Below are 13,677 nucleotides of genomic sequence, written 5' to 3'. Positions count from 1 at the left end.
CATAACACCCAAATAAGCAATATATTTCTCAATAAAATACCGAAAAATCGTTCAATGAAATGAAATATTGTATTATTGTGTTTTGAGATAATTTATTAAAATAATACAGAAAGCAAATAAAAAAGAAGAGTGAGGTGAATACCATGATTAAGCAAAATTTTAATCAAAAATGGGGATTTCGCAATGGTTTAGATAATCCAATGATGGCGGCTTTTGTAGCAGCTGCACAAGGTACGACGAGTGTGAATCTTCCTTTTGATGCGATGCTTTTATCCGAACGCAAGGCAGAAAACGTGGAAGAATCAGGAATTGGCTACTTTACGCCCACAAATGTGGAGTTCGAGAAAATGTATACACCCAAAAAAGATGACGAGGGAAAAGTTATCTATTTGGAGTTTGAAGGGGTGTATGCAAATGCGATATTGGAAGTAAATAATCAGGTGGTGAAAAGGCACCACTTTGGATATAGTGGGTTTGTAGCAAAAATTAGTGATTATCTGGCATTTGGGCAACCGAATAAAATTAAGGTAACGGCATTAAACGGTATTCATCCAAATGGAAGATATTATACAGGGACTGGTATTTATAGAGATGTAAAGCTAATGGTTGGTGAAGCACTGCATATCCAACCAGATGGTGTGCGACTTACCACTTTGGATGCAGATTTAGAAGTTGCAACAATTGAAGTAGCGGTAACGGTAAAGAATGAAAATGCAGGACACAAAAAAGCAACCGTAAGAACTGTGCTCAAAACGCAGGATGGAGAAAATGCGGTTGAAGTTGATACAATATTTAATGTGTTTTCAGGAGAAGAAATAGTTATCCGTCAACGAATGTATCTGCCTGAACCGCAGCTTTGGAATGCAGATGAGCCGAATTTATATACATATGAAACCATCATTGAAGATGAAAATGGTGAAATTGACTGTGCGAATGGCACATTCGGGGTACGGACAATCAGGCTGGACACGGTACATGGACTACGTATAAATGGGAAAACCGTAAAGTTGAAGGGAGGATGTATCCATAGTGATAATGGCGTTATTGGTGCAGTCAGTGTGACAGATGCAGAGGATCGCCGTATTCGGATGTTGAAAGAGGCTGGTTATAACGCAATTCGAACTTCGCATAATCCGGTAGGAAATGCTATTTTGGATGCCTGTGACAAATATGGAATGCTGGTCATGGAAGAATATGCAGATGCATGGACACATGCAAAGCCGACGTATGATTATTCCCTTTGGATGGAGGAATGCTGGGAAGAGGACATAGAATCTATGGTTCGTGTTGCTTATAACCATCCAAGTGTAATTATGTATTCAATTGGAAATGAAATTTCTGACGTAGGTTCAGACCTCGCAGCACATTGGGGAAGAAGATTTTGTCAAAAATTAAAAGATATTGATTCTTACCGCTTAATAACGAATGGAATTAATGTAATGATGGCCAATTTGGACAAGATGATACCAATTGCGCAGAGTCTTGAAACAGGAAATGTAGAAGTAACAGAAATTAATAATATGATGTCAAAGTTGATGGGGATGATGCCGGCAATTAATACGCATCCAATCAGCCGCAATGCAATCATGGAATCCTGTGAAATGCTGGACGTAATTGGTTATAATTATGCTTCCTACATGTACAAAAAAGACCATGAAGACAGACCAAACCGTATTTTCTGTGGTAGTGAAACAAATCCCGCAGAGTTGGATTTGAATTGGGGATTAGTTGAGAGTAGTAGCTATGTGATTGGCGATTTTGCATGGACAGCATGGGATTACATAGGCGAACCGGGAATCGGGCGTACAACAGAAGATGACGGAGTAATGAACGTGTATGGGCAATACCCTTGGTTACTGGCATATTGTGGTGACTTTGATTTAACCGGATATCGCAGACCAATTTCTTATTGGCGGGAAATCATCTGGGGAGGGAGAAAGCATATACCGTATATCTCAGTTCATAGACCGGAAAACATCGGAAAAAAGATGTATGTATCGCAATGGTCGTGGACAGACTCCATTCACAGTTGGACTTGGCCTGGGATGGAAGGGAAGACGACATATATTGAAGTATACTCCGATACTGATGAAGTGGAACTGATTGTAAACGGAAATTCAATGGGCAAAAAAACTGTTGGAGAGGATACAAAGAAGTTTTACTGCAAGTGGGAAGTGTGTTATGAACCGGGGGTGGTTGAAGCGATTGCGTATATTAACGAATGTGAAGTAGGTCGACAAATCCTGCAAACTGCGAAAAATGCAGAATTATTGGTGAATATTGATAAAAAGAAATTAAGAGCAAGCTCAAATGAACTGTCATTTTTGGAGATAGAATACAGAGATGAAAAGAACAATTTGGATATGGCAATAGACCGTACCGTAGAGATTAGAACAGAGGGACCTATAGAAGTGTTGGGTGCAGGTTCAGGAAACCCCAAGACAGAAGAGAGGTATATCGACCAGGAACATCAGATTTTTGAAGGAAGAATGCTGGCTGTTATTCGGGCTAAGGAAGAAGCTGGCTATGGAAATATTCTGATTATAGATAATACAGGCAAAAGGGTTGAGTTACAAATAGAAGTAGAATAGAGACCAATTTAAAATTATATAAAAAGGAGATATTATTAATGAGTAAATATCCGTTTCAAAATCCAAAGCTTCCAGCAGCAGAACGTACAAAAGATCTTATGAAAAGAATGACACTGGAACAGAAGACGCAGCAGCTCACTTGCGCAATGGTAATGGGCATGCCCCAGGAAGAGGCAATAAAAAATGGAGTAGGCGAAGTGTATATGTTCGTTGGGCTTCCACCAGCAGCAGAACTTGCCACTATGATACGTCGCACTCAGGATCAGGTGATGGAACAGAGCGGCTGGGGAATTCCAGCAATTGTACATCAGGAAGCATTGAGTGGCCCCATGTTTTCGGAATGTGCAGTTTTCCCGACATCGATCGGATTAGGGGCAACCTTTGCACCAGAATTAGTTAAGGATATGGGAGATCGTATTAGAAAACAGATGGTAAATATCGGAGTGCGTCAGGCCTTATCACCGGTACTGGATCTGGTTAGAGACTTCAGGTGGGGCAGAACCGGTGAAGATTACGGCAGTGATCCGACGCTTGTAGCGGCAATGTCCTGTGCTTATATATCCGGTTTGCAGGGAGAGGATTTACGGGAAGGTGTTGCTGCTACAGCAAAACATTTCATCGGTTATTCACAGACTGAGGGCGGTCTCAATGGTACACGCACTGTGACAGACTGGAGAGATATCCGTGAAAACTTTGCAAAACCTTTTGAGGCAGCGATTAGAAAAGCGGATCTTAAGTCAGTGATGAATTCATATTCGGAGTATGATGGGGAACTGATCTGCGGATCTAAGCGTATCTTGACAGATCTATTGAGGGATGATTTGGGATTTGACGGGGTAGTTGTAAGTGACTATACATCTGTTGAGAACATTGTTGAGAAATGCCCAATTGAAGAAAATGCAATGGATGCTGGTGTGCATTGTTTAAAAGCAGGACTTGATGTGGAATTGCCAAATCAGTATGGTTATGGGCCAACACTTGCCGAGGCTGTTCGTAAAGGAAAGATAGAAGAAGCATATGTGAATCGCTCTGTAGAGAGGATTTTAAAATTAAAATTTGAGCTGGGATTGTTTGAGAAACCCTATGGGGAGTTTCAGGAGATGGATAACACAGAAAATGATATCCAGTCTGCAGTAGTGTCACGAAAGGTAATGACACTTACCAAGAATAATGGTATTTTACCACTGAAAGACCGGAGCAAAAAAATTGCAGTTATTGGGCCGACAGGAAATAACCTGCTTATGTTGAATGGCGCATATAGTTATCCGGCCAATGAGGAGATGTTTATGGTGATTATGAATTCTGGCATGGTAGGGATGGAAGGCATAAAATTTGAAGAAGATGCTTTTGTCATATCAGAAGAGAAAACCACAGCATTGCCAGATTTCACAGACGATGTGGATGCTAAAATACGGGAGCAGCATGGTGGAACCAAGACAATCTATGAAGCTATGAAAGAGCTATTCCCTAACACAGTATACGAAAAGGGCTGTCATTTTATAAAGGATGAACACGATTTTGAAGCAGCGGAAAGAGCAGCACAGGAGGCAGACATCGTCATTCTTACCGTTGGCGGGAAGATTGGTATGATGTCAGAATGTACTGCCGGTGAAGGGGTTGATAATGTTGATATTACCTTACCGGGAAGACAGAGTGAATTGATTCGGAGAGTACATGCAGTTAATCCAAATGTTGTGATTGTACATACAGATAATAAACCGCTCATAGATCCATTCTTTTATGAAAATATTCCGGCGATTTTAGAAGGCTGGCTTCCAGGGATTTATGGTGGAAATGCGATTGCGGAAACAATCGTAGGATTAAATAATCCTGCTGGAAAGCTTCCGATGGACATTCCCAGACATGTAGGACAAACACCGGTTTACTTTTATCAGCATACGGGAAGCCGCTCTGATAATGGATTACGTGGTATTAATCCGAATGGTTATGGAACGATGACATGTGCCTCGCAACTGCCATTTGGTCATGGACTATCCTATACGGAATTTGTTTATGAAAGCGGAACTATGGATGTGACAAATGCGGAAGACGGGATGCCGGTTATTTGTATCTCAATCGATGTGACAAATGTCGGAGCGGTGGATGGAGAAGAGGTGGTACAGCTTTATGGAATAGATAAGCGTGCTTCAATTATTCGTCCGGCTAAAGAACTCATTGGGTTTAAACGAGTTGTTCTGAAGGCAGGTGAAACAATACGAGCCGCATTTTCTTTCAGGATTGATCAACTGGCTTTTATCAATTTGGAAGGTGAGTGGATAGTAGAAAAAGGTGATTTCATATTCTTCTTTGGAAAGGGCTGCAATTTACCAGTATACGAAGTGGAATATCATCAAGATGAAACAATGCTGATTGATTATACAAAACGGGACTTCTTTGCTGATGTAAAATTAATATAAATAAAGAAAAGATAGATTGATAAAATGAGGAGATATGTGCGGTGGGTGATAGAATTAGAAGCCTTGCTGCACATATTTTTTTCGTTCGCTGCCTTATCGCTCTGTTTAGTTTGTTGAAATGTCAGGAAAAGTTTACGGTTTTACTAAAAACCAAATAGTGAAAAATAGTATAAAAAAGCGAAATATAGTATCACTGAATTGTTGGCAGTAGAGTAGAATTAAAGAAAGGGAAGAAAGGCTAGAATGAGGATATAGGAGAGCGCAATTTGAAAAGAGGAGATAAGTGATAGATTTTATTTATTTTATTATATGTTTTGCTGCATCTGTTGTTGGAGCAGTTTGTGGGGTTGGTGGTGGTGTAATTATAAAACCATTAATGGATGCATTTGGAGATATGAATGTAACTGCGATTAGCTTTTTATCAGGGTGTACAGTTCTGTCAATGTCGACTTATTCTGTGTTAAGAAGCGAGATTAGTGGAAAGTCAAGGAGCCGGAAGAAAACGGGCATTCCTTTGACTGCCGGAGCAGCCTTGGGTGGCATGATTGGTAAGTGTATATTTAATTTTGTAAAAGAGACGAGTCAGGATTTGAGTCAAGTTGGTGCAATTCAGTCAATTTGTTTGCAAATTGTTACGATAGGAACTCTGATATACACAATAAGAAAAAATTACATAAGAGCAAAACAGATAAAAAGTGCTTGTATGTGTATCATTATTGGATTAGCTCTTGGTATGATGTCTTCATTCTTGGGGATAGGTGGTGGCCCTATAAATCTTGTTGTCTTATATTATTTCTTCTCTATGAGTACAAAAGTTGCTGTTGAAAATTCTCTTTACATCATATTTATTTCGCAGATAACCGGTTTAATATCAACAGTTGTAATGGGAAGCATACCCTACTTTCATGTCAGAACCCTAATATTGATGGTAAGTGGTGGTATTCTTGGTGGCATTTTAGGGAGATATTGGAATGATAAAATAGAAATCAAAACTATAAATAAATTATTTATCACATTGCTGATTTTGCTAATAATGATAAATTTTTATAATATGTGCGCTTACTTACAATGAGGAGGATAATGATGCATGGAATTAGTGTACTAATGAAGCCATCTTCTGGGATGTGTAATATGAGATGTGATTATTGCTTTTACTGTGATGAAACACAGAATAGAATGCAAACAAATTATGGATTTATGACAGAACGGACTTTAAAAAATGTTATACGAAAAACAATGCTTCAAGCGGATAAAGTGATATCTTATGCATTTCAAGGAGGCGAACCAACACTTTGTGGGATTGAGTTCTTTCAAAAATGTATTGAACTTGAAAAGAAGTATAATAAAAATAGAATTATTGTTCATAATGCATTGCAAACAAATGGGATGTTGATCGATGAAAAGTGGTGTCAATTTCTTAAAGATAATCATTTCTTGGTTGGTATTTCGTTAGATGGAACACAGGAAGTGCATGATGCATATCGCCATGATCAAGTAGGAAATCCGACATTCGAGCGTATTTGCCATTCCATTGATTTGTTAGAAAAGTATGAGGTTGACTACAACATTTTAACTGTAGTAAATAGAAGAGTTGCATCACAGATTGGAGAAATCTATAAGTTTTATAAACGAAAAAAGTTTCAATATCAGCAATATATAGTATGCCTAGAACCGCTGCAAGAGCAACATGGGCAAAGGGAATATGCAATTAGTCCTAAACAATATGGAAAATTTCTCATAGAACTATTTCAATTGTGGTATAGGGATTGGAAAAATGGGACGCAGCCATATATACGGCAATTTGATAATTACTTAGGTATTATTATGGGATATCAACCGGAAGCCTGTGACCAAAGGGGCACATGTGGAATCCAGACTGTAGTGGAGGCGGATGGCAGCGTGTACCCGTGTGACTTCTATATGTTGGATGAGTACCGCCTTGGGAACTTTAATTTTAACAGGCTAGATGATATAAATGCAAAGAGAATTGAGCTGAAATTCATTGAGAGATCACTTCGCTTAGAAAAAAAATGTATCGAGTGCGCTTACTATAGCTTATGTCGGGGAGGGTGTCAAAGAAATAGAGATTTATTAGAAGCCACTGGTGAATATAAGAATTACTATTGTGAGAGTTATAGAATGTTTTTCAAATCATGCAAAGATCAGATGATGGATATGGCATTATCGATGACTCGATGATTAGAAATTATAAACTTTATTTCATAAAATCTTTAAAGCAGTTCATTTGAAAGGAGAAAAAAATGAAAGCAATAATGGTAATGTATGATTCCTTGAATCTGAAGATGCTGGAATCATATGGGTGTAACTGGACTAAAACTCCGAATTTTAAGAGACTTGCCCAAAAGAGTGTCCAATTTGAACAATGCTATGTGGGAAGCCTGCCGTGTATGCCTGCAAGAAGAGAGTTGCATACCGGGAGACTGAATGTGTTCCACAGAAGTTGGGGGCCATTGGAACCGTTTGATGATTCAATGCCTGAAATATTAAGAAAGTTTGGTATATACACACATCTGGTAAGCGATCATGGACATTATTGGGAAGATGGCGGGGCGACATATCACAATCGTTATTCTTCCTGGGAAATAACTAGAGGTCAGGAAGGTGATAATTGGAAGGGAGACTTATCATATAAGTATGATAAAGAGAGTGTTTTTGAGTACAAGAAGTATATGCTGCAATCGCCAGAGTTTAAAGCGAAATTTGAACATGATGTAGTAAATCGAAGATATATGGATTCGGAAGAAAAAACTTCTCAGGCTGTTACATTTAGGCATGGACTGGAATTTATTGATCGTAATTATTCGGAAGATAACTGGTTTCTACAAATTGAGACATTTGATCCCCATGAACCATTTTTTACGCTTCCACAAGACAGAGAGTTATATCCATACCATTTTATAGGTGATGCGGATATAGATTCTGACTGGCCTCCTTATTCTCCAGTAGCAGAGGATGAAAAGACAATTGAACATGTAAGATATGATTATGCTGCACTTGTAAGCAAATGTGATCGCTATCTCGGAAAAGTATTGGATGCGATGGATCGGTATAATATGTGGGAAGATACTATGTTGATAGTAAATACAGATCATGGGTATCTGCTTGGTGAACATGGATGGTGGGCAAAGAACATAATGCCTACGTATAACGAGGTGGCTCATATTCCACTTTATATTTATGACCCAAGAAGTAAAGATAAAGTAGGAATCAAGCGTAATGCACTTGTGCAGACCATTGATCTTGCACCGACCTTATTAGAATATTTTGGAGTAGAAAGGCCCAAAGATATGCAAGGGAAGCCGTTGGCTGAGGTGATTAATGATGATACACCGATTAGAGAGTATGCGGTATTTGGATATCATGGTAGTCAGATTAACATAACCGATGGTAGATACGTATATATGAGGGCAGCGGAGAATCCTGATGTGCCAGTTTATGAGTATACATTAATGCCGTCCCATATGTCTAAAATGTTCCAGCCAGGTGAACTTCAAAATACAGAGATGGTTACTCCATTTGATTTTACAAAAGGATGTCCGGTTATGAAGATATTAAAAGTGGATAATATTTGTGATACTTCCAAATTTGGAAATTTGCTTTTTGATTTGAATAAGGATACATTGCAAAATGAAGTGATAACTGATGAGAAGATAGAGAAACGAATGAAAGATTACATTAGAGAGTGCATGCAAATTAATGATGCGCCGGAAGAACTATATATTAGACTAGGATTGTAATTTAAAAATACCATGATGAAAATAAAAACAGAAAGGTTGGAAAACAATGAAAAAAACAGCAGGAACAAAAAAAATAAATCCAAATAAAGTACCGATAAGCAAATTGTTTGCATGGCCAACACGAAACATTTCAGCAGGAGCAGTGGTAATTATTATAGGATATCTGTCTTTATATTGCACAGATACTCTGGGAATGTCGCCAGCATTAGTAGGCAGTCTGCTTATGGCCAGTAAGATTTTTGATGGAGTTACAGACTTGATAGCAGGTTATCTTGTGGATAACACAAAAACAAAATGGGGAAAAGGACGCCCTTATGAATTCTGCATTATTGGATTATGGATTTGTACATATGCATTGTTTGCAGTTCCCGAGCAATGGGGTGTTACCGGAAAAGCGATTTGGATTTTCATTATGTATACCTTGACTTTTTCAGTATTTCAGACCCTGTTGAATGCCTCAGAGACCACATATATCATTCGGGCATTTGGTTCAAAAGAAGCTGTAACAAAGGTCAGTTCAATAGGTGGAATTATTATAACTTTGGGATGTATGGTAGTATCTGTAACTTTCCCAATGATGGTTGCCAGTCAAGGTGGTTCAGCAAGTGGCTGGAGGAGTTTTATGATGATTTATACAATACCGCTTCTTGCGCTTGGGCTTATTCGCTTTTTCATAGTCAAAGAAGATAAAGAAGTAGAAACGGAGGATATCCAATCGTCTACGGGTGAGGATAAAGTGTCGGTAAAAGAAATATTTATACTGCTCAGAAAAAATAAATATTTATGGCTGTGCGGGATTGCACTGATGATTCCAAAGATGCTTGGCGCCATGTCAGCCGGAACTTATTACTTTCAAAGAGTAGTAGGTAACTTGGGCGCATATTCTATTTTACAGATATTTTCAGTAGTTATTTTGGTGGTCATGGTATTTTTTCCGATGCTGATACGAAGATTTTCTGGTATGTATGTAATTGGTATGGCAGCGGTAATTGGTATTGTGGGATATGTTCTGAATTTTTTTGCAGGGAAGAATATGGCATTACTGATTTTGGGGTCTGTTCTATGTGGTATATCAACGCTGCCGGGTTCTTACCTAAAATCTCCAATCATCATGTCCATCGCGGAGTATAATACGATGCATGGTATGAAGCGCATGGAAGCGACGATGGCTTCTGTTCTCAATTTTCTTGAAAAATTGGGAAATGCGTTTGCTCTATTTATGATGGGAATCTTACTTAGTGCAGCCTCTTATGATGGCACAGCAGCAGTGCAGCCTGACAGCGCGATTTTAATGATTCGCCTGTGCTACAGTCTGATTCCGGCTGCAATGACAGTAATCGTTATTTTTTGCTGCATTGCTTTTAACCCGCTTGATAAGGAAGTGGCAAAAAAAAACTTAAATCATGAGGAGAAAGAAAATGGAAATATATAAAGATTCATTGTACAGCTTTGAAGAACGTGCGACTGATTTAGTGGCACATATGACTCTGGAGGAGAAAATTAGTCAGGTAGGAAATTTAGGGGCTGCAATTCCACGGTTGGGCATTCCCTTCTACAATTACTGGAGTGAAGCATCACATGGATTCTTTGGGCCTTTTAAGTACCGCCCTATGGATGTGACCAGCTTTCCGGTTTGCCTGGCTATGAGTCAGTCATGGGATAGAGAAAAAATAAAAAGAGTGACAGAAGCAATTTCCGACGAATGCCGTGCTTATCATAATATAGATGGCGATGAATTACATATGTGGTGTCCGACAATTAATATGGCCAGAGATCCGCGCAATGGCCGAAGTGATGAAAACTTTGGAGAGGATCCTTACCTTGCAGGCAAATTAGCTGCTAGCTATATTCAAGGGCTGCAAGGAGATGATGAAAAATATGTAAAGGTAATTGCTACTCCTAAGCATTACGCATTGAACAGTTCTGAAAATAATCGACATTGCGGTTCATCTAATGTGGATGAGGCAACTTTAAGAGAATATTATACCAAAGCATTTGAATATGCAATTAAGGAAGGGAAGGCAGAAAGTATTATGACTTCCTATAATCGTATCAATGGAATCCCTGCCTCTTGCAATGCTATGCTGCTGACCACGCTGCTGCGTGAAGAATGGGGATTTGACGGATTTGTGGTTTCTGATTGTGGCGCGGTAGCTGATGTGTATGGTGGAAATTCATCAAATGCGAGTGGGCAAAATATTTCAGGACATTGTTTCGCCAAGAATCTAAAAGAGGCATCAGCGATGACACTTCAGGCTGGCACCGACATGAGCTGCGGTACGGAACATAAGTATAATCTACTGCAGGCAGTGCATGAGGGGTTAATCACAGAGGATGTTCTGAACCGAGCATTGATTCGTATCTTCAGCAGTCGATTTCGCTTGGGCTTATTTGATGTGAAGGAGCAGGTTCCTTACTCCGTTATTGGAAAGGAAGCAATCTGTTCGACAAAAAATGCGGAACTTTCTGTGGATATGGCGAATGACACTATAGTCCTTTTGAAAAATGATAAGAATATGCTTCCACTTAAGAAAGAAGGCATCAAAAAAATTCTTGTGGTGGGACCGAATGCGATTTATCGTGAACTAGGGGGTTACAGTGCGGGAAGCATTAGTAAGGTAGTTGAAACCACAGTTAATATTATGGCCTTGGAAGGTATCAAAACCGCGGTAAAAGATACAGATGTAGAAGTCCTTTATGAAAAGGGATGGTGTAGCGGTAGAGAGTTCAAAGGAGATGCATTGGAACTCCTGCCAGGTGCGGAAATTAATGTGATGGGTGACGATGATAATTCAGAAGCTATGTTGGCTGGAATCGGTGATATATTGGGACCAGATATTGATTTTGAGGCTATTGGTACTGCCTTTATGTCGCCAGAACGTCATAAGCCGGAAGATACAGATTACCAAGCTGATAATGCCATGTTGTTTGAGCGTGCAGTGAAGATGGCAAAGAAAGTTGATTATGTAATCGTTATTGCGGGAACAGATGGAACAACGGCTTCCGAGGAGCGTGACCGTGAAACGCTGGAGCTACCCTATGAACAAGATGAGAAAATCCAGAAATTGCTGGAGGTAAATAATAATACTGTAGTTGTCATCACAGCCCTAGGGTCGGTGAAAGGGGCGTTCCTTGAGAAAGCACATACAATACTAAATGCTCATTTTGCTGGAGAAGCTCAGGGAACTGCAATTGCAAATGTAATTTTCGGCAATGTAAACCCAAATGCTAAACTGACGGCTACATGGTATAAGGATGAAAGTGAGCTACCTCACATTAACGATTATGGGATACGAAAAAATGATACGTTGGATTCCAAATCAAGAACTTACATGTACTTTGAGGGTAAACCTCAGTTTCCGTTTGGGCATGGTCTCTCTTATACCTCATTTGCATATGAAAATATGCGTATCGGTCAGATAAATTTAGACGCAAATGATACATTAGAGGTACAGGTTGATATTAAAAATGTAGGAAACTATGCAGGAGCGGAAATCATACAGCTTTATGTCGCGAAAGAGATTCCAGAGGGCACGGTAGATAATAAGCCATATCGACAGTTGAAAGGATTTGAAAAAGTCTTTTTGGAGCCGCAGGAAACAAAGACAATTGTACTAAAGGTTCCGGTTTGTGAAATTACATTCTGGAGTTACTTAAAAAAGAAAATGATTGTAGAGCCAGGAAATTATCGGATTGAAATTGGACGAAGCAGTGCGGACATTGTTTGCAGCAAAATTGTGAATATCAGTGGGGAATGGGAGGCACCATTGACTGCTGTATATGCAATCAGCAATCGTACTATTCTGAAAGCGGGTGAATCAGCACAGCTTACGGTTACTGCCACGCTTGCTGATACGACCAAGTTGAATTATGAAGAGTATAGGATAAAGTACGAAAGCTCAAATATAAATGTACTTGAAGTCGATGATGACGGCAATGTTACTGCAAAAACAGGAGGATGTGCATCTGTACAAATAAATGTTTTTTACAAAGAAAACAGTATAAGTAAAACAGTACCATTTGTAGTGAAATGTAAGGAACAGATGTTAAAGAGGTTAAGATGATCGTAAAGTCAGTATGTAAAAAAATAATAGATAAAGGGCTAGAGTTATCTTATATTGGTCTTGATGAGCATGGGAGTCTGTGGATGTCTACAGACTCCGAACCTTTAAATAAAGAATGGAAACCAATTGATTTTAACACAATATACAAGAATTTTTATCCAGTATGTAAATTTACAGCAATCGGTGCGACGGAGCAAGATTTTGTGGCAGCGGGTACGGGAGAGGACGGTTTACCTTATGTTTTTCGTTCATTGCTGGGAGGGGTGTGGGAAAGCGTAAATCTCTTGTGCGGAAACTCGCTAATCGGCTATCAAAGAGCTTCCGGAATGATTGTGGACATAATTTATGATCAGAAGATAAAACAGCTCTTTATGATTTGTGAGAACGGAGAATTGCTGACAATACCTGATTGCCCAAAATGCGCAAAGCTGTATAGAGTATCGGATGAAAAAATCACAAGCGGGCGTTTTTCAAAAGACAATAGTGATATTCTTATTACTACTTCTTCCGGAAAGGAGCTTGCAATTGAATGGGAAAGCGCTGTCCAAATACGGGTTTCACCAGATTATGCCAGGCAAAAGATAAAAGAAGGTGGTATTCTGGTCGATCTACGGGAAACAGATTTAGATGATATAGATGAGGTGTTGGACACACAGCACAAAGAGAGTTTCATAGCATTCCTCTGCAACTATGGTGTGCAGGCAGACCAAGCGGCAAAATATGCTAGGCGAAAGGGCTACCATCAGTCATATTCGTTAGGGGGAGTAAGATTTTTTGATACTTCTGCCAAAGACCCCTTTTCTATTGATATAGCTTTTTAAACATAAGTAAGGCATTACTCGAATTA

At 39.2% G+C, this 13,677-nt stretch carries 8 protein-coding genes; all 8 read left to right on the top strand.

The window, feature by feature from the left end; all coding sequences use genetic code 11:
* Positions 1 to 143 precede the first annotated feature (143 nt).
* The 8 genes from BN1938_RS08945 to BN1938_RS08910 all read left to right on the top strand — a co-directional run bounded on the left by BN1938_RS08945 (position 144) and on the right by BN1938_RS08910 (position 13,651).
* Positions 144 to 2,591, top strand: coding sequence for a glycoside hydrolase family 2 protein (locus BN1938_RS08945; RefSeq protein ID WP_050640268.1), 2,448 nt, complete (start codon positions 144 to 146; stop codon positions 2,589 to 2,591).
* Positions 2,592 to 2,629: 38 nt separating this feature from the next.
* Entirely contained in the window at positions 2,630 to 5,008 is a 2,379-nt protein-coding gene (locus BN1938_RS08940; RefSeq protein WP_050640267.1) for a beta-glucosidase, read from the top strand.
* Positions 5,009 to 5,291: 283 nt separating this feature from the next.
* Positions 5,292 to 6,080: a sulfite exporter TauE/SafE family protein gene (locus tag BN1938_RS08935; protein ID WP_050640266.1), complete on the top strand. Its 789-nt coding sequence runs from the start codon at positions 5,292 to 5,294 to the stop codon at positions 6,078 to 6,080.
* 8 nt (positions 6,081 to 6,088) lie between these two features.
* Positions 6,089 to 7,207, top strand: coding sequence for an anaerobic sulfatase maturase (locus BN1938_RS08930; protein WP_330581555.1), 1,119 nt, complete (start codon positions 6,089 to 6,091; stop codon positions 7,205 to 7,207).
* A 62-nt stretch (positions 7,208 to 7,269) separates the two neighbouring features.
* Positions 7,270 to 8,766: a sulfatase gene (locus BN1938_RS08925; protein WP_050640264.1), complete on the top strand. Its 1,497-nt coding sequence runs from the start codon at positions 7,270 to 7,272 to the stop codon at positions 8,764 to 8,766.
* A gap of 46 nt (positions 8,767 to 8,812) precedes the next feature.
* On the top strand, positions 8,813 to 10,198 hold the full coding sequence (locus BN1938_RS08920; RefSeq protein ID WP_050640263.1) for an MFS transporter: 1,386 nt from the start codon (positions 8,813 to 8,815) through the stop codon (positions 10,196 to 10,198).
* Entirely contained in the window at positions 10,185 to 12,830 is a 2,646-nt protein-coding gene (locus tag BN1938_RS08915; protein WP_050640262.1) for a glycoside hydrolase family 3 C-terminal domain-containing protein, read from the top strand. Before BN1938_RS08920 ends, BN1938_RS08915 begins: the two co-directional genes overlap by 14 nt.
* Complete coding sequence (locus tag BN1938_RS08910) at positions 12,827 to 13,651, top strand: rhodanese-like domain-containing protein (RefSeq protein ID WP_050640261.1); 825 nt, start codon at positions 12,827 to 12,829, stop codon at positions 13,649 to 13,651. Before BN1938_RS08915 ends, BN1938_RS08910 begins: the two co-directional genes overlap by 4 nt.
* The last annotated feature ends 26 nt before the right edge of the window (positions 13,652 to 13,677 follow it).

It is taken from the genome of Eubacterium sp. SB2, assembly GCF_001244405.1.
Classification (GTDB): domain Bacteria; phylum Bacillota; class Clostridia; order Lachnospirales; family Lachnospiraceae; genus Faecalicatena; species Faecalicatena contortus_B.
The sequence above is the reverse complement of the archived record's forward strand: the minus strand, read 5'-3'. Positions and strand labels throughout refer to the sequence as shown.

Coding starts and splice junctions, on each gene's coding strand:
- BN1938_RS08915 (WP_050640262.1), top strand. CDS start 10,185: ATGGAAATATATAAAGATTCATTGTACAGCTTTGAAGAACGTGCGACT.
- BN1938_RS08920 (WP_050640263.1), top strand. CDS start 8,813: ATGAAAAAAACAGCAGGAACAAAAAAAATAAATCCAAATAAAGTACCG.
- BN1938_RS08940 (WP_050640267.1), top strand. CDS start 2,630: ATGAGTAAATATCCGTTTCAAAATCCAAAGCTTCCAGCAGCAGAACGT.
- BN1938_RS08925 (WP_050640264.1), top strand. CDS start 7,270: ATGAAAGCAATAATGGTAATGTATGATTCCTTGAATCTGAAGATGCTG.
- BN1938_RS08930 (WP_330581555.1), top strand. CDS start 6,089: ATGATGCATGGAATTAGTGTACTAATGAAGCCATCTTCTGGGATGTGT.
- BN1938_RS08910 (WP_050640261.1), top strand. CDS start 12,827: ATGATCGTAAAGTCAGTATGTAAAAAAATAATAGATAAAGGGCTAGAG.
- BN1938_RS08945 (WP_050640268.1), top strand. CDS start 144: ATGATTAAGCAAAATTTTAATCAAAAATGGGGATTTCGCAATGGTTTA.